General features: G+C 59.0%; 15 protein-coding genes. 4 read left to right on the top strand and 11 right to left on the bottom strand.

The genetic code is table 11. From position 1 onward, the window contains the following. Positions 1-60 precede the first annotated feature (60 nt). From rluB to prmB, 5 genes are all read right to left on the bottom strand, one after another. Positions 61-1,194, bottom strand: coding sequence for a 23S rRNA pseudouridine(2605) synthase RluB (gene rluB, locus SM130_RS10265; RefSeq protein ID WP_102823844.1), 1,134 nt, complete (start codon positions 1,192-1,194; stop codon positions 61-63). Between the two features lie 116 nt (positions 1,195-1,310). Further along, positions 1,311-1,955, bottom strand: coding sequence for a bifunctional 4-hydroxy-2-oxoglutarate aldolase/2-dehydro-3-deoxy-phosphogluconate aldolase (locus SM130_RS10260; protein ID WP_102823843.1), 645 nt, complete (start codon positions 1,953-1,955; stop codon positions 1,311-1,313). A gap of 17 nt (positions 1,956-1,972) precedes the next feature. Beyond that, positions 1,973-2,686 (bottom strand): 6-phosphogluconolactonase, encoded by a 714-nt coding sequence (gene pgl, locus SM130_RS10255; protein ID WP_102823842.1) that lies wholly within the window; start codon positions 2,684-2,686, stop codon positions 1,973-1,975. Beyond that, entirely contained in the window at positions 2,673-4,142 is a 1,470-nt protein-coding gene (zwf, locus tag SM130_RS10250) for a glucose-6-phosphate dehydrogenase (protein ID WP_102823841.1), read from the bottom strand. Before zwf ends, pgl begins: the two co-directional genes overlap by 14 nt. Positions 4,143-4,352: 210 nt before the next feature. After that, positions 4,353-5,276 (bottom strand): 50S ribosomal protein L3 N(5)-glutamine methyltransferase, encoded by a 924-nt coding sequence (gene prmB, locus SM130_RS10245; protein ID WP_102823840.1) that lies wholly within the window; start codon positions 5,274-5,276, stop codon positions 4,353-4,355. Between the two features lie 299 nt (positions 5,277-5,575). On the opposite strand from prmB, the gene SM130_RS10240 reads away from it, so the two are divergent. The 3 genes from SM130_RS10240 to folE all read left to right on the top strand — a co-directional run bounded on the left by SM130_RS10240 (position 5,576) and on the right by folE (position 7,510). Continuing rightward, positions 5,576-6,172 carry a cysteine hydrolase family protein gene (locus tag SM130_RS10240; RefSeq protein WP_102823839.1) on the top strand — a complete coding sequence of 199 codons (597 nt, stop codon included), beginning with the start codon at positions 5,576-5,578 and terminating at the stop codon, positions 6,170-6,172. A 139-nt stretch (positions 6,173-6,311) separates the two neighbouring features. Further along, on the top strand, positions 6,312-6,869 hold the full coding sequence (locus tag SM130_RS10235) for a Smr/MutS family protein (protein WP_102823838.1): 558 nt from the start codon (positions 6,312-6,314) through the stop codon (positions 6,867-6,869). 95 nt (positions 6,870-6,964) lie between these two features. Next, positions 6,965-7,510: a GTP cyclohydrolase I FolE gene (folE, locus tag SM130_RS10230; RefSeq protein ID WP_102823837.1), complete on the top strand. Its 546-nt coding sequence runs from the start codon at positions 6,965-6,967 to the stop codon at positions 7,508-7,510. A 45-nt stretch (positions 7,511-7,555) separates the two neighbouring features. Here folE and SM130_RS10225 read toward each other — a convergent pair whose 3' ends face one another. Both SM130_RS10225 and SM130_RS10220 read right to left on the bottom strand, forming a co-directional pair. After that, complete coding sequence (locus SM130_RS10225; protein WP_102823836.1) at positions 7,556-8,158, bottom strand: glutathione S-transferase family protein; 603 nt, start codon at positions 8,156-8,158, stop codon at positions 7,556-7,558. A gap of 41 nt (positions 8,159-8,199) precedes the next feature. Next, positions 8,200-9,366 carry a PLP-dependent aminotransferase family protein gene (locus SM130_RS10220; RefSeq protein ID WP_102823905.1) on the bottom strand — a complete coding sequence of 389 codons (1,167 nt, stop codon included), beginning with the start codon at positions 9,364-9,366 and terminating at the stop codon, positions 8,200-8,202. An 80-nt stretch (positions 9,367-9,446) separates the two neighbouring features. Here SM130_RS10220 and SM130_RS10215 point away from each other — a divergent pair, with 80 nt between their 5' ends. After that, the gene (locus tag SM130_RS10215) at positions 9,447-9,890 is read left to right on the top strand and encodes a MarR family winged helix-turn-helix transcriptional regulator (RefSeq protein WP_102823835.1); all 444 of its coding nucleotides are present in this window, start codon (positions 9,447-9,449) and stop codon (positions 9,888-9,890) included. 102 nt (positions 9,891-9,992) lie between these two features. Here the strand turns inward: SM130_RS10215 and rpsA are convergent, their stop codons facing one another. The 4 genes from rpsA to hisC all read right to left on the bottom strand — a co-directional run bounded on the left by rpsA (position 9,993) and on the right by hisC (position 15,904). After that, a complete protein-coding gene (gene rpsA / locus SM130_RS10210; RefSeq protein ID WP_102823834.1) occupies positions 9,993-11,675 on the bottom strand; it encodes a 30S ribosomal protein S1 in 1,683 nt (560 codons plus the stop codon). Between the two features lie 193 nt (positions 11,676-11,868). Beyond that, entirely contained in the window at positions 11,869-12,558 is a 690-nt protein-coding gene (gene cmk / locus SM130_RS10205; RefSeq protein ID WP_102823833.1) for a (d)CMP kinase, read from the bottom strand. Beyond that, the gene (locus SM130_RS10200; protein WP_102823832.1) at positions 12,555-14,798 is read right to left on the bottom strand and encodes a bifunctional prephenate dehydrogenase/3-phosphoshikimate 1-carboxyvinyltransferase; all 2,244 of its coding nucleotides are present in this window, start codon (positions 14,796-14,798) and stop codon (positions 12,555-12,557) included. The genes cmk and SM130_RS10200 overlap by 4 nt, the downstream gene beginning before the upstream one ends. Further along, the gene (hisC, locus tag SM130_RS10195; protein WP_102823831.1) at positions 14,795-15,904 is read right to left on the bottom strand and encodes a histidinol-phosphate transaminase; all 1,110 of its coding nucleotides are present in this window, start codon (positions 15,902-15,904) and stop codon (positions 14,795-14,797) included. The genes SM130_RS10200 and hisC overlap by 4 nt, the downstream gene beginning before the upstream one ends. Between the last annotated feature and the right edge of the window lie 63 nt (positions 15,905-15,967).

The following is a 15,967-nucleotide window of genomic DNA, read 5'->3' as shown; positions in this document are numbered from 1 at the left end:
ACAAAAACGCTGCGCAGTGGCGTCGAACCATTGCGCAGCGCTGGATACAACAATCAGGAATCAGGTGCGTTTGCTACGCCCGAAGCCTGGACGCTGACCATCTCCGGCCGGCCTTTTACCTGGACCTGAAGGGCGCCCTGCCCTGTCATCGCGCTTGCCGCCTTTACGCGTACCGCTCGGACGCTCGGCCACGGGTGTCCCACGACTCTTGTCGCTACGCTCTTCGCTAACACGCGGCTTGCGCCCGCCTTGATCGTCCCGTTGGGTCCGCGGCTTGTTCGAGCTTGGTACATCAGCCTCGTTTGATGAACGAAGCACGCGAGGTCGACGCTCGCCACGACTCAGAGGCTTCGCCACCTTACGCTGCATGCGGTCGATCTTTTCCTTGGCCTTGGCCTTCATGCTCGGCAGTGCAATCGGCTTGAGCCCGACCTCCTGACTGAGGATGTCGACTTCGGTTTGCGACATTTCGCGCCAACGCCCCATCGGCAGATCGGAGGTCATGAACACCGGACCGAACCGGACCCGCTTCAGGCGGCTCACGACCAAACCCTGGGACTCCCAGAGCCGACGAACCTCACGGTTGCGGCCTTCCATCACTACGCAGTGGTACCAATGGTTGAATCCCTCACCGCCAGGCGCTTCCTTAATGTCGGTGAAGCGTGCCGGACCATCCTCTAGCATGACGCCGGTCTTCAGCCGCTCGATCATCTCGTCGTCGACTTCCCCACGCACGCGTACCGCATACTCGCGGTCCATTTCATACGAAGGGTGCATCAGGCGGTTGGCCAGCTCTCCATCCGTGGTGAAAAGCAAAAGACCGGTGGTATTGATATCTAGACGGCCGATATTGATCCAGCGTCCTTCCTTCGGCCGCGGCAACCGATCGAAAACCGTCGGACGACCTTCCGGGTCGTTGCGAGTGCAAATCTCGCCGTCAGGCTTGTTGTAGATCAGTACGCGTCGAACGACTTCGTTGGCTTCTTCCCGCTTGAGCAGGCGACCATCGACGGCAATGGCATCATGTGAGTCGACCCGCTGGCCAAGGCTTGCGATAGCACCGTTGACCTTGACGCGGCCTTCCGCGATCCACTTTTCGACATCACGGCGCGAAGCCATGCCCAGGCGAGCCAGCACTTTCTGCAGCTTTTCGCCATGGGTTACGTGTGTGCTTGTTTCTTCGTGCTCGGTCATGGGCACCTCCCGGTGTGGCAATCCGATTGAAAGGGCGCGAATCATACGCGCATCGCTGCGGCTACGCTACGCACCAACGACAGCGTAGCAGCGATTCAAAAGGTAGCCTCGGCGTGCTATGCCAACGCCGCAAGGGCCTCGGCCGTGCGCTGCTGAATGCCTGACCAGTCGCCGCTGTTGAGGCTTGCGCTGTCGATCATCCAGGTACCGCCGACACACATTACATTTGGCAAAGCCAGGTAGTGTGGGGCGTTGGCCGCCGTCACGCCGCCGGTTGGGCAGAAGCGAACGTCCGCGAAAGGCCCGCCCAAGGCCTTCAGCGCGGCGATGCCGCCGCACACCTCCGCCGGAAAAAGCTTGAACCGCCGATAGCCGAGCGCATAACCCTCCATTAAGTCGGACGCACTGCTGATGCCCGGCAGCAACGGCACGGAGCAGCTCACTCCGGCTTCGAGGATTTCTCGGGTCGAGCCAGGCGTGACGATAAACTGTGCCCCCGCGGCTTCGACCTCATCCATCATTCGTCGATCGAGCACGGTGCCCGCACCGATGCAAAGATCGGGACGCTCTTCGCGCAGCCGCCGGATTGCCGTCAGGCCATGACTGGATCGCAGGGTGATCTCCAACGCGCGCAGACCACCAGCGGCAAGCGCATCGGCAAGCGGCAGGATTTGCTCTTCACTGCCTATCGTGATGACCGGAAGAATCCGCGCATCCACACAGATTCGTTCAATCAGAGCGTTTTTCTGGTCCATGGTCATGCAAGAGTCCTCGGGCCTCATGGGCACCAGTAAATCTCGAGCGGAGAATGTAGGAACGCGCGGATCGGCATTTGCAGCGGATCGGCAATCAAAGCGGCGCGCAAGGTTTCAAGCTTGTCGGCTCCCTGAATAGCCAGGCACTGCATCCGGGCGCTGGCTAGGAGCGGATAGGACATCGTCAAACGAGCGTGCGGCGCTACGGGAGCCTGCATCGGCAGACAACGCTCCGCACAATCCGAGCGCAACGCATGTGCCAAGTTAGGACTACCTGGGAACAGTGACGCCGTATGGCCATCGTCGCCCATACCGAGTATGAGCACGTCGATTGGCCACCGAAGCCGCGCAAGGGCTTGGTCGGCGAGCGATGCCGCCTGGACAAGGGAATCAGCGGGCTGATACAGCCCGATCAGAAGAGCGTCACCGGCAGCGTTCTGCAGCAGATGACGGCGCACCAGGCCTTCGTTACTTGCCGGCTCTCCAACAGGTACCCAGCGCTCATCGGCCAGGCTGACCTGAACCTTCGACCAATTCAGCTCTCGCGTCGAAAGCTCTTCGAAAAACGTGATCGGACTGCGCCCGCCAGATACGACCAGACTGGCAACGCCATGGGTCTGCACGGCATAGGCGAGTGCACCAGCAACACTGTCAGCCATCACTTCTGCTTGTCGCTTCGGGTCAGCCGAACTGTGCGCAATCACTCCGATCGGTAGATCCAGCTCAGAGATCGCCATACCACGTCCTCCCGTCTCGGGTGATCAACGCAATCGAAGCGACCGGCCCCCAGGAACCGGCGGGATATAGCTTTAGCGAGGCACCGAGGCGATTCCAGCCCTCGATAAGTTGGTCGCACCACTGCCACGCGTACTCGATCTCATCCCTGCGAACAAAAAGGTTCTGGTTGCCTTGCATGACTTCAAGCAACAGGCGCTCGTACGCATCGGGAATGCGGGTGCTCTTGTAAGTGTCCGAGAAATTCAACTGCAGTGGCCCGCTGCGCAGATGCATGCCCTTGTCCAGTCCCTGCTCCTTGGTCATGACTTGCAAGGAGATGCCCTCGTCAGGCTGCAGCCGGATGATCAGACGATTGCTGATCAGTGCGCGTTGCTCAGGCGCGAAGATATAGAAAGGCGGTTCCTTGAAATGGATGACTATTTGCGAGAGCTTCTGCGCCATGCGTTTGCCGGTGCGCAAATAGAACGGCACGCCCGACCAACGCCAGTTACAGATATCGGCGCGCAGCGCCACGAAGGTTTCCGTGCTGCTCTCGGCGTTGGAGTTTTCCTCGTCGAGGTAACCCGGCACCGAGGCGCCAGCGACGTTCCCGGCCGCGTACTGGCCACGAACCACCCGCTGATGGATCGACTCTGCGGTGATTGGCGCAAGCGCTTTGAGTACCTTCACCTTCTCGTCGCGAATGCTGTCGGCCGTCAGGTTGCTCGGAGGGTCCATAGCTATCAGGCAGAGCAACTGCAGCAGATGGTTCTGCACCATGTCGCGCAGTTGGCCGGCCTGGTCGAAGTAGCCCCAGCGCCCTTCAATCCCCACCGTCTCGGCCACGGTGATTTCGACATGGGATATGTGGTGCTGGTCCCATTGCGTCTCGAACAGGCTATTGGCGAACCGTAGCGCGATCAGGTTCTGAACGGTTTCCTTACCCAGATAATGATCGATGCGATAGATGCGGCTCTCGGGGAAATGCTCTGCGACCGCATCGTTGATGACGCGCGAAGAATTCAGGTCATGCCCGATAGGCTTCTCTAGAACGACTCGCGTCTGCTCCGCCAACCCTGCGGAGGCCAGATATCTGCAGATATCCCCGTAAACGGCTGCGGGCGTCGCGAAATAGGCGATCAAGGGCCGGTCAGCCGGCACGCATTCGCTCAGCGCCAGGTAGTCCTCGGGCCGACGAAAATCCATTGATAGATAACTCAGCCGAGCGTTGAAACGCTCAAGCGCTTTTTCATCGAGTTCCGCAGCAGGAATTCGGGTGCGCAACGCCTGTTCGATCCGCGCCTCGTGAACGCCAGGCTCACCGCCCTCGCGTGACAGCGCCAGAATCTGGGTATCGGGGTGCAACAGACCGGCACGATCCAGCTGATACAAGGCCGGAAACAGCTTGCGCAGGGCCAGGTCACCCAACGCGCCGAACAATGAAAAGGTGGTGGATTCTACCGTGATGCCTGGCATGGTCCGTCCGCTTGAGTGCTGGGGGTCACTGACGTACTGAGCGCATAACGATGAATCAACCGGTCAGACGTGTCGATCAGCGCTCAGATCATTCGTCACATGCAACAGACCCGCACGAAGGGCCAAATGCTCAGAAAAAATCGGTGAGATTTGCCCGCTCCGCACCCAGGCACTCGCTCGACGACCTGGCCGAGCGCTGCACATGCCAACTCAACGCTGCTCGAGGCGCGAGCGGAACAGCGCCTGATGCTTGCGGCACTGCTGAGCCGCCAGCAGGAATACTCCATGCCCCCCGCGCGAAAACTCCAGCCAAGTGAAATCCACTTCGGGGTACAACGCCTGCACATGGACCTGACTGTTACCGACTTCGACGATCAGAATACCGTCATCGGTGAGGTGATCGGCAGCCTCAGCGAGCATCCTTCGCACCAGATTCAGCCCGTCTTCGCCGCACGCCAATCCGAGGGCCGGCTCATGCTGAAACTCCTCTGGCATGTCGCCGAAATCTTCCGCATCGACGTAAGGGGGGTTTGAAACAATCAGATCAAAACGCTGACTGGGCAAACCATCGAAGCCATCTCCCTGCACGGTGTAGACACGTTCTTCGAGGCCATGGTGCTCGATATTTCGATTGGCCACCTCGAGCGCATCGAATGACAGGTCCGCCAGAACAACTTCAGCTTCGAGAAACTCATAAGCGCAGGCTATGCCAATGCAACCCGATCCGGTGCATAGATCGAGTATTCGGGCCGGCGTACCGGGCAGCCAGGGGTCGAAGCGATGCTCGATGAGTTCGCCTATCGGCGACCGCGGGATCAGGACTCGCTCGTCGACAATGAACGGCAAGCCGCAGAACCAGGCTTGCCCGAGAAGATAGGCGGTCGGTACGCGCTCTTCGATACGCCGGTGTAACAAGCTCTGCAGATGCTCGCACTCGTCGAGTTCCAGTCGACAGTCCAGATAGCTGTCCGACATTTCCCAGGGCAGATGCAGCGCCCCTAGTACCAACTGGCGGGCATCATCCCAAGCGTTGTCGGTGCCATGGCCGAAAAACAACTGCTCCGCCTGGAATCGACTGACAGCCCAGCGAATATGGTCACGCAGCGTACGCAAGCGGGAGATTGAAGCGGTCACAAGGGCATCTCCTGTAAAAGGGCGCGAGTTTAACAGGCAATCCAGACACTCGGGCTATGCCCGTGACACCGGAAAACACCGGCCTGCGCCGTTGTAAATGCGCTGTTCGCTTCATGCATCTATCGACTGCCGGTATTACCCTTCGCAGCCCGACATGGTTTCCAACCCATGCTCACCCTTGCTGGTCTATGGCTAGACCGCCTGGTCAGCGCCAAGGCGCTGCGAAACATCAGTCGGAAGGTTCACATCAGCGCGTTCTGGCGCCACAATCAGCCCCCTCACAGCACAAGGAGTCGACAATGACCAAGCCACAGACCATGCTTCAGCTCAGTGGCCGCAGCTATAACCCGGCGACGCTGGCGAACGCGACCCTGCTGGTCATCGATGTGCAGGAAGAATATCGCAGCGGTGTGCTGGCCTTGCCCGCACTGGATCGTGCACTCCCGGAAATCAAAAACTTGCTGGCCGCTGCACGCGAGGCCGGCGCACCGATCGTGCATGTGCACCACCTTGGCATCAGCGGCGGTCTTTTCGATCCGCAGGGCTTTCGCGGCCAGATCATGCCTGAAGCCGCTCCCCAGCCTGGCGAGGCAGTGGTAGCCAAGCGACTTCCGAATGCCTTCTCCGGCACCGAACTGCATGAACTGCTTCAGAAGCTGGGCCGCCTTGATCTGATCGTTTGCGGATTCATGACTCATTCGAGCATCAGCACCACCGTTCGCGCCGCCAAGGACTACGGCTATCGTTGCACCCTGATCGACAGCGCCTGCGCCACTCGCAATTTGCCGATGGGCGAAGGCAGCATTGATGCCGAGCAGGTCCACCGTATCGAGATGACGATCCTCGCTGATAACTTCGCCGTTTGCGTCCAGGACGTGGCAGCACTAGCGCTCTAGAGCTCTGTACCGTTCAGGTCGCTCCTGCCCGGTTGCAGCCTGCTAGAACGGCATGTGTCAAATATTGGAACGCCTGGACGGAACGCTTATCCGCCAGGCGCGGTGGCTGGGGTAAACTGCCTGCCTGTCTGGAGGCCCCATGCAAGACGACGACTTTTCCCTCTTCCAATCTTCCGTGCGCGGCGTCAAGCCGATCACCCATGATCGCGCCGAGACTGGCAAGGCGCGTAGCAATCGTGAACAGATCGCGACCCGCCGCAGCAATGCGACCGTAAGTAACGACACGACTCGTGTCGACGGCCTATCTGATCAGTTCGTCATCGACGTAGGCGCCGAGGACGAGCTGTACTGGGCTCGCGATGGCGTGCAAGACAGCCAGGTCCGCAAACTCAAGGCAGGCCAGATTCCATTCGAAGGAAGCCTCGATCTGCATGGCATGAGTGTCGAGAAGGCCCGCGAGCTGCTATGGGACTTCATCGCCGAAGCGACCCGGCTCGAAGTACGCTGTGTCCGCGTCACCCATGGCAAGGCTGCGCGGCTCGACGGCAAGCGGCCGCTGATCAAGAGCCACGTCAACACGTGGCTGCGGCAGCATCCACAGGTGCTTGGCTTCACCTCCTGCCTGCCACGTCATGGCGGAACCGGAGCGATTTACGTAATGCTCAAGCGCACCATGCTCGAAGGCCGTGATGAATGAACCGCGTCCGGCAGATCGCTCGGTATACTTGCCAGCCAAGCGGCCGCCCCCTACCCTTCGCATTCGCGACCTCATGAAGCCTGACAGGTAGTTCAATGCCCCTGGAACAACACTACACCGCGATCCTTGGCCAGCTTGGCGAGGACGTTAGCCGCGAAGGCCTGCTCGACACGCCCAAGCGCGCCGCCAAAGCCATGCAGTATCTGTGCAAGGGCTATCAGCAGACCCTTGAAGAAGTCACCAACGGTGCGCTGTTCAGCTCGGACAACAGCGAAATGGTGCTGGTCAAGAATATCGAGCTGTATTCGCTGTGCGAGCATCACATGCTGCCTTTCATCGGCAAGGCACACGTTGCTTATCTACCCAACGGCAAGGTGCTGGGCCTTTCGAAGGTGGCCCGAATTGTAGACATGTATGCACGCCGCCTGCAGATTCAGGAAAACCTGACTCGGGAAATTGCCGAGGCAATGCAGCAGGTTACCGGCGCTTCAGGCGTTGCGGTGGTCATCGAAGCTCAGCACATGTGCATGATGATGCGCGGTGTGGAGAAACAGAATTCGTCGATGGTTACGTCGGTGATGCTGGGCCAGTTCCGCGATAACGCCGCGACCCGCAGTGAGTTTCTCGGCCTGGTCAAGTAGCCTCAGGCGCATAGAAAAACAGGGCCCTTGCGGCCCTGTTTTTGTTCAATCGTACATACCGACATGTCGTGGATGACTAGCCACTCGCTCCAGCCAGAGGCGAATTGCGGGATAGGTGTCGAGCTTGAACCCTCCCTCTTCAGCCACATGTGTGTAAGCGTACAACGCAACGTCGGCGATTGAGTAATGCTCACCCACTAGATAGGGCGTGCGCAGCAATTGTTGCTCCATTACGTTCAACGCGTGGTAGCCATCGAGTTGCTTGGCCTCATACTCCTCACGGCGATCCTCAGGCATACCGAGATACACCTTGATGTAGCGGGCAACAGCCAGAAACGGCTCATGGCTGTATTGCTCGAAGAACTGCCACTGCAGCACTTGGGTTCGCAGTCGCGGATCAGCTGGCAAGAATTCGCTGCCGTCGGCCAGATAGTTGAGGATGGCGTTGGACTCCCACAGGCAGGCGCCATCTTCCAGCTCCAGAACCGGGATCTTGCCATTCGGGTTCTTCTTGAGAAATTCCTCGGAGCGGGATTCCCCGCGGAGGATATTGATCGGAATCCATTCGTACGGCTGATCAAGCAGATGCAGCATCAGCTTGACCTTGTAGCAATTACCCGATCTGTAATCACCATAGACTTTGAACATGACTCCCTCCAATGACCCGCAACGCAGGTCAATAATATTCCTCAGGCAGCTTCCAGCGCTTTAGCTTCGCGGATGACCTGCGCCAGGCGGCGCAACCCTTCCTCCATTCTCTCAGCGGCAACGTGACTGAAATTAAGCCGCAGATAACCGGGATTGGCATCCGGATCCACGAAGAAAGGCTCGCCGGGCATGAACACCACATCGTTGGCGAGCGCCTGGTTAAGCAAGGTCCGCGTGTCCAGTGGCTGCTTCAGCGTCAACCAGAAGAACAGTCCACCCTGCGGCAGCTCCCAGGTCGCCAATTCACTAAAGTGCTCGCTGAGCGCAGCCTGCATGGCATCGCGACGAGTACGATAGAAGTCGCGCAGCTCTGCCAGATGCGTCTGATACCGCTCACTGCCCAGCCATTGCAGGGCTTGCCACTGCCCTATGCGATTAGTATGTAGATCGGCCGACTGCTTCAGCCGCAGCAGGTACGGATAGATATCCGGTGAAGCGATCAGATAGCCCACGCGCAGCCCAGGCAGCAACGTCTTGGAAACGGTCCCGGTATAGATCCAGCTCGCTCGTTGCAGACGCGAAACGATCGGCCTGGCACTGCCCTGATCGAATACCAACTCCCGGTATGGCTCATCTTCAAGCAGCGTCACGCCGAACTCGTCGAGCAAGCTCGCAACGGCGTCACGCTTGCTTTCGCTGTAGCGCACAGCAGATGGATTCTGGAAGGTCGGGATCAGATAAGCGAAAGCTGGCGTATGTTGCTCCAACGTGGCGCGCAGCACGTCCAGATCCGGGCCATCAGCCTGCTGCGGGACGGCCAGACAGTGTGCACCGAACAGCTGAAAGGATTGAAGTGCGGCGAGATAGGTAGGCGCCTCGACCAGCACCTCAGTACCTGAGTCGATAAACAGCTTCGACGCGAGGTCCAGCGTCTGCTGCGAGCCACTGACGATCAAAACCTGACTCGCCTCGCAAGGCACGCCAAGCGCTCGCGCTTGGACGGCAATGGCCTCACGAAGAGCGGGTTCGCCTTCACTCATGCCGTACTGCCCCATGCTTGCCGGCAATTCGGTCCAATCGACGGTTGGCAGCATCGCCTCGGCCGGCAGCCCGCCAGCGAAAGACATCACTTCCGGGCGCTGGGCTGCAGCGAGAATTTCACGAATAAGGGAGCTTTTCAGGCGAGTAATACGTTCGGAGAAGGCCATTTTCATACCAGATGCGAGGCGCTGCGAAATAAGTCAAACTTCTTGACCGAAATTACGCCTCTCATGATAAATACGTCAACATGCCTGACCTAAAAAAAAGCACAGTACAACGCCAGATAATGGAGAGCTTTTTTCTCGGCTACCAAGCCTTCACGGCCAAGCCTGACGAAATGCTCGCCCGCCGCGGCCTGTCCCGCGTGCACCACCGCATCCTGTTCTTCATCGCCAGCTACCCGGACCTCAGCGTCAAGGAATTGCTGAGCTACCTCGGCGTATCCAAGCAGGCGCTAAATACGCCGCTACGCCAGCTGATCGAAATGCATCTGGTGGAGAGCCTTACTGCAGAGGATGACAAGCGCAAGCGCATGCTGCGCTTTACGGCGGAGGGAGCGAAACTGGAGCAAGTCCTGCGCAGAGAACAGGTCCGCTTGCTTCAGCGCGCATTCGATGATGTCGGCGAACAGGCCGTCGATGGCTGGCTGGAAGTCAACCAGGCGCTTGCGATGGAGAAGGCTAAGGGCTAGACGGAATTTGTGCTTCGATCAGATTATTTCATCGTCTGACTGTTTTCGCAGGCACAAAAAAGGGCGACCGAAGTCGCCCTTTTTTACATGAAGAACCCGAACTTAGTTCTGGTTTTCCATTTGAGCACGGATCAGATCACCAATGGTGGTCGGGCCGGTGCTTTCTACGTCCTGCTTGGTACGCAGCTCTTTCATCGCATCCTTTTCGTCTTCGACGTCTTTGGACTTGATGGACAGGCTGATCACGCGGGACTTGCGGTCGATGCTGATGATCTTGGCTTCGACTTCGTCGCCTTCCTTCAGTACGTTGCGCGCATCTTCAATGCGGTCACGGCTGATTTCGGAAGCTTTCAAAGTTGCTTCGATATCGTTGCCCAGATCGATGATGGCGCCTTTGGCGTCAACTTCTTTCACGGTACCGCGAACGATGCTGCCCTTGTCATTGACAGCGGCGTAGTTGGAGAACGGATCGTCTTCCAGCTGCTTGATGCCCAGGGAGATGCGTTCACGCTCCGGATCGACCGACAGGATAACGGTGTCCAGCTCGTCGCCCTTCTTGAAGCGACGCACGGCTTCTTCGCCAGCTTCGTTCCAGGAAATGTCGGACAGGTGAACCAGACCGTCGATGCCGCCGTCCAGACCAATGAAGATACCGAAATCGGTGATCGACTTGATGGTGCCGGAGATGCGGTCGCCCTTGTTGAACTGGCCAGAGAAGTCTTCCCATGGGTTGGACTTGCACTGCTTGATGCCCAGGGAGATACGACGACGCTCTTCGTCGATGTCCAGAACCATGACTTCCACTTCGTCGCCGACCTGAACGACCTTCGACGGGTGGATGTTCTTGTTGGTCCAATCCATCTCGGAGACGTGCACCAGACCTTCGACACCCTCTTCCAGCTCGGCGAAGCAGCCGTAGTCGGTCAGATTGGTGACGCGCGCCTGAACGCGGGTGCCTTCCGGGTAACGAGCCTTGATGGCAACCCATGGGTCTTCGCCCAGTTGCTTCAGGCCCAACGATACGCGGTTACGCTCGCGGTCGAACTTCAGCACCTTGACATCGATCTCGTCGCCAACGTTGACGATCTCGGACGGGTGCTTGATACGCTTCCAGGCCATGTCGGTGATGTGCAGCAGACCATCGACGCCACCCAGGTCAACGAACGCACCGTAGTCGGTGAGATTCTTGACGATACCCTTGACCTGCTGACCTTCCTGCAGGGATTCCAGCAGAGCTTCGCGCTCGGCGCTGTTCTCGGCTTCCAGCACGCTGCGGCGGGAAACGACAACGTTGTTGCGCTTCTGGTCCAGCTTGATGACCTTGAACTCGAGCTCTTTGCCTTCCAGGTGAGTGGTATCACGCACCGGACGGACGTCGACCAAGGAGCCTGGCAGGAACGCACGGATGCCGTTAACGTCGACAGTGAAGCCGCCTTTAACCTTACCGTTGATAACGCCCTTGACCACTTCCTCAGCGGCGAAAGCTGCTTCCAGAACAATCCAGGATTCCGCGCGCTTGGCCTTTTCACGGGACAGCTTGGTTTCGCCAAAGCCATCTTCAACCGCGTCCAGAGCAACGTGGACCTCGTCACCCACCTTGATGGTCAGCTCGCCCTGCTCGTTGTAGAACTGCTCGACCGGGATGACGCCCTCGGACTTCAGACCGGCATGAACAGTGACCCAGTCACCGTCGATGTCGACCACGATGCCGGTGATGATGGCGCCCGGCTGCATGTCGAGGGTTTTTAGGCTTTCTTCAAAAAGTTCTGCAAAGCTTTCGCTCATGTTTATTCCTGCTGTTTTCGGACGAGGATCCGCCCAATCTCCACATTCCAGACAATGTGGGTTCATTCATATAAAAAAAGGCCTGTGGGACTGGATCTGGTCTCCCACATGCCTCCTTGTTAACGGGCCCGAGATGCACATCGTAGCGACTGCGCCTGCTCAAGGTCCGTTTGGCCGCCTTTCGGCGTTCCGTTCATCCAGCCAAATCGCGGTCGGCGACTTCGCTCAGAATCTTTTGCAGCACTTCTTCGATGGAGAGCGTAGTGGAATCCAGTTGAATGGCATCGTCTGCCGGCTTCAACGGTGCCACCGCACGTTGGGTATCACGCTCGTCGCGCTCCCGGATCTCCTCAAGAAGACTCGCGAGATTAACATCATCACCGCGAGCCTTCAACTGCAAGAAGCGTCTGCGAGCACGCTCTTCTGCGCTCGCAGTAAGAAATATCTTCAGCGGCGCGTCGGGAAAAACCACCGTACCCATGTCACGTCCGTCGGCAACCAAGCCAGGGGCCTCGCGAAATGCCTTCTGTCGCTGCAACAAGGCTGTGCGAACCACCGGCAACGCCGCTACCTGGGATGCGCCTGCGCCAACACTTTCATTGCGAATGGCTTCGGTGACCTCCTCCCCTTCGAGCGTGATGATCATGCCGTGCCCGTCGCGAGCCGCACCGAACTGAACGTCGAGGTGTTCGGCAAGCACTTTCAATGCTTCTTCGTTGGTCAGATCGACTCCGTGGTTACGTGCAGCGAAGGCCAGAAGACGATACAAGGCGCCGGAGTCGAGAAAATTCCAGCCCAGCTTGCCCGCGAGCAGAGCCGCGACGGTTCCCTTGCCTGAACCGCTCGGTCCATCAATGGTGATGACCGGTACGGGCCTGATCATGAATCTCCCTCCGAATGAACGTGCATGCCAGCACGCTGTGCCAACGCCAGAAAGTTGGGGAACGATGTCGCCACATTGGCGCAGTCATGGATGCGGATCGGACCGCTCGCGCGTAGCGCTGCCACACTGAAGGCCATGGCTATGCGATGGTCGCCATGAGCCCAGACCTCACCGGAGCCAATCGCACCTCCTTCGATGACAATTCCGTCGGGGGTCGGTTCAGCCTTGACGCCAAGTGTCTGCAAGCCGTCAGCCATGACCTGGATTCGGTCTGATTCCTTCACACGCAACTCCTCGGCGCCACGCAGCGTGGTACGGCCATCGGCGCAGGCCGCTGCCACGAAGAGCACAGGGAATTCATCAATTGCCAGCGGCACCAGGTCCTCGGGAATGTCGATGCCCTTGAGCTGTGCGCCTCGCACACGGATGTCCGCCACCGGCTCGCCGCCCACTTCACGGAGATTCTCAAGAGAGATATCTCCGCCCATCAGTTTGAGGATGTCGATTACACCGGTGCGGGTCGGATTCACCCCAACGTGCTCGAGCACGATCTCCGAGCCTTGAGCGATGCTCGCTGCAACCATGAAGAAAGCCGCCGAGGAAATATCTGCCGGCACTTCGATATGAGCAGCTTGCAGCTTGTGTCCAGGCTCGACGAGCGCGGTACTACCCTTGACGGTTACCGGATAGCCGAAGCCGCGCAGCATGCGTTCAGTATGGTCGCGCGTCGGGGCCGGCTCGGTCACAGAGGTTTGGCCGGCAGCGTACAGGCCAGCCAAGAGCAGGCAGGACTTGACCTGAGCGCTGGCCATCGGCATCTCGTAATGCATTCCAGACAGACGCTGGCCGCCTCGAATGATCAGCGGAGGCCGCCCTTCCGGGGCCGTCTCGATCACCGCACCCATTTCGCGCAGCGGCTTGGCAACACGATTCATCGGACGCTTGGACAAGGATGCGTCACCGGTCAGCGTCGTATCGAATGGCTGCGCAGCGAGCAAGCCGGACAGCAGCCGCATGGAGGTCCCGGAGTTGCCCAAGTAGATCGGACCAGGCGGAGCCTTGAGGCCATGCAGACCCACACCGTGAACGGTCACACGACCCTGCTGCGGGCCTTCAATGACGACGCCCATATCACGGAACGCCTGAATGGTAGCCAAGGCATCCTCTCCCTCGAGAAAACCCTCGACTTCAGTCGTGCCTTCGGCCAATGAGCCAAGCATGATCGAACGGTGGGAAATGGATTTGTCGCCCGGAACACGCAGATGGCCAGTCAGGCTGCCGCCGGGGTTGGCGAGGAAAACGAGGTCATTGGAATGCATAACGTCCACATAGGCTCGGCGAGCCAGTATTTTACTGAAATGTTCCCGGGCAGCCTTGGCGCGGGTAAATACGCCCAACAGCCTGTGCCCGTCCCCTTCATCGACCGCGGCGCGCAGCGCGTCGAGGTCGGCACGAAAATCATCCAGGGTATGCAGCACAGCTTCGCGATTGGCGAGAAAGATGTCGTGCCACATCACCGGATCGCTACCAGCGATACGGGTGAAATCGCGAAAGCCACCCGCCGCATAACGGAATATCTCGAGATTTTCATGGCGCTTGGCGAGCGAATCAACCAGACCGAAGGCCAGTAGATGCGGTAGATGACTGGTGGCAGCCAGTACCTCATCGTGATGCGCTACCTCCATATGCTCTACATCCGCACCAAGCGCCGACCAGAGTTTGCTCACCAGCGCGAGCGCTTGCGGATCGGTACTCTCCAGCGGCGTCAGGATCACCTTGTGTCGCCGAAACAGCGTGCTATTAGCCGCCGTCACACCACTGAGCTCCGAGCCCGCAATGGGATGACCAGGCACGAACCGCGACGGCATACTGCCGAATACGTTACACGCGCACCGCACGACATTGCCCTTGGCGCTGCCGACGTCGGTGATCACTGCATCACCGAGCTCAATGCTCGCCAGCTCGGCGAGTAGCTTTTCCAGCGCAAGGATAGGCGTAGCAAGCTGAATCACATCAGCCCCATGACAAGCCTCGGCGAGTGTATCGGCGCAGCGATCCACCACGCCCAGCTCGACCGCCAGCTCACGCGCACGTGCATCGAGATCGAAGCCGACCACCTCGCGACAGAGACGAGCCTCACGCAGACCCTTGGCGAACGAGCCGCCGATCAGCCCGAGACCGACCACCACTAGGCGATTCACAATAGGCGCAGACTGCTGGCCGTGACGAACGTGATTCACTGAGCGAGGACCTGGCGCAGCACATCGAGAAAGCGTGCATTTTCCCGCTCGGTGCCAATGGACACACGCAAGAATGTCGGCATGCCGTATCCGGCTACAGGTCGCACGATCACACCTTCGCGCAATAGCGCCTGATTGATCGGCGCCGCATCACGAGCGAAGTCCACGGCAATGAAATTGCCCCGCGAAGGTATCCACTCCAATCCCAGCTGACGGAAGCCCGTTTCCAGCTGAAGCATGCCGGCATCATTCGCCTTGCGACTGGAGACCAGGTAATCAACGTCATCCAGCGCCGCACAGGCACCGGCCAGCGCCAGACTATTCACATTGAATGGCTGCCGGACGCGATTCAGCACATCGGCAATCACCGGCGAGCAGATCGCATAGCCGACTCGCAAGGCGGCAAGCCCATAAGCCTTGGAGAAAGTGCGCGAAACCAACAGATTCGGATAGTCGGCCAGGAACGCCAGGCCATCCGGCAACTCCTGCCCTTCGGCATATTCGATATAGGCTTCATCCAGCACCACCAGGACTTGTTCCGGTATACGCGCTAGAAATGAGCCCAGCGCAGCGGCGTCGAACCAGGTTCCGGTGGGATTGTTCGGGTTGGCGACGAAGACCACGCGAGTGTTCTCATCAATGGCCGCGGCCATAGCATCCAGATCATGCCCCCAGTTCTGCGCCGGCACGGCACGCCCCTGCGCACCGACCGCCTGCGTTGCAATCGGATATACGGCAAAGGCGTGCTCACTGAATACCGCATTCAGACCCGGCGCCAGATAAGCGCGAGCGACAAGTTCCAGGATGTCGTTGGAACCATTGCCCAGCGTGACCTGATTGATACCGACCGAATATCGCTCGGCGAGGCGCTGTTTCAGCGCAAAGCCGTTGCCATCGGGATAGCGAGTAAGCTCCGAAAGCTCGGCCCTGATCGCATCAAGCACTTTCGGGCTTGGCCCCAGGGGGTTTTCGTTGCTGGCCAGCTTCACGATCCCGGCGGGATCCAGGTTCAGCTCTCGCGCCAGCTCGTCAACAGGCTTGCCCGGTACGTACGGAGACAGCTTCTGCACCCCCGGCTGAGCCAGGGCGAGGAAATCACAACTCATAAAAAGCCTCAGGCTTCCGGCAGCTGGTACAAGCTGCTCGCCTGTCCCTCGCCGCCTGAAGCC

Origin of the sequence: Stutzerimonas stutzeri (genome assembly GCF_038561965.1) — a bacterium.
Taxonomy (GTDB): Bacteria; Pseudomonadota; Gammaproteobacteria; order Pseudomonadales; family Pseudomonadaceae; genus Stutzerimonas; species Stutzerimonas stutzeri_AA.
This window is presented reverse-complemented; position numbering and strand designations above follow the sequence as displayed.

Bases quoted from the DNA above. Each gene is read 5' to 3' on its own strand.
- rluB (WP_102823844.1), bottom strand. From the start codon at position 1,194: ATGACCGAGCACGAAGAAACAAGCACACACGTAACCCATGGCGAAAAG.
- SM130_RS10260 (WP_102823843.1), bottom strand. From the start codon at position 1,955: ATGACCATGGACCAGAAAAACGCTCTGATTGAACGAATCTGTGTGGAT.
- pgl (WP_102823842.1), bottom strand. From the start codon at position 2,686: ATGGCGATCTCTGAGCTGGATCTACCGATCGGAGTGATTGCGCACAGT.
- zwf (WP_102823841.1), bottom strand. From the start codon at position 4,142: ATGCCAGGCATCACGGTAGAATCCACCACCTTTTCATTGTTCGGCGCG.
- SM130_RS10240 (WP_102823839.1), top strand. From the start codon at position 5,576: ATGACCAAGCCACAGACCATGCTTCAGCTCAGTGGCCGCAGCTATAAC.
- SM130_RS10235 (WP_102823838.1), top strand. From the start codon at position 6,312: ATGCAAGACGACGACTTTTCCCTCTTCCAATCTTCCGTGCGCGGCGTC.
- folE (WP_102823837.1), top strand. From the start codon at position 6,965: ATGCCCCTGGAACAACACTACACCGCGATCCTTGGCCAGCTTGGCGAG.
- SM130_RS10225 (WP_102823836.1), bottom strand. From the start codon at position 8,158: ATGTTCAAAGTCTATGGTGATTACAGATCGGGTAATTGCTACAAGGTC.
- SM130_RS10220 (WP_102823905.1), bottom strand. From the start codon at position 9,366: ATGGCCTTCTCCGAACGTATTACTCGCCTGAAAAGCTCCCTTATTCGT.
- SM130_RS10215 (WP_102823835.1), top strand. From the start codon at position 9,447: ATGCCTGACCTAAAAAAAAGCACAGTACAACGCCAGATAATGGAGAGC.
- rpsA (WP_102823834.1), bottom strand. From the start codon at position 11,675: ATGAGCGAAAGCTTTGCAGAACTTTTTGAAGAAAGCCTAAAAACCCTC.
- cmk (WP_102823833.1), bottom strand. From the start codon at position 12,558: ATGATCAGGCCCGTACCGGTCATCACCATTGATGGACCGAGCGGTTCA.
- hisC (WP_102823831.1), bottom strand. From the start codon at position 15,904: ATGAGTTGTGATTTCCTCGCCCTGGCTCAGCCGGGGGTGCAGAAGCTG.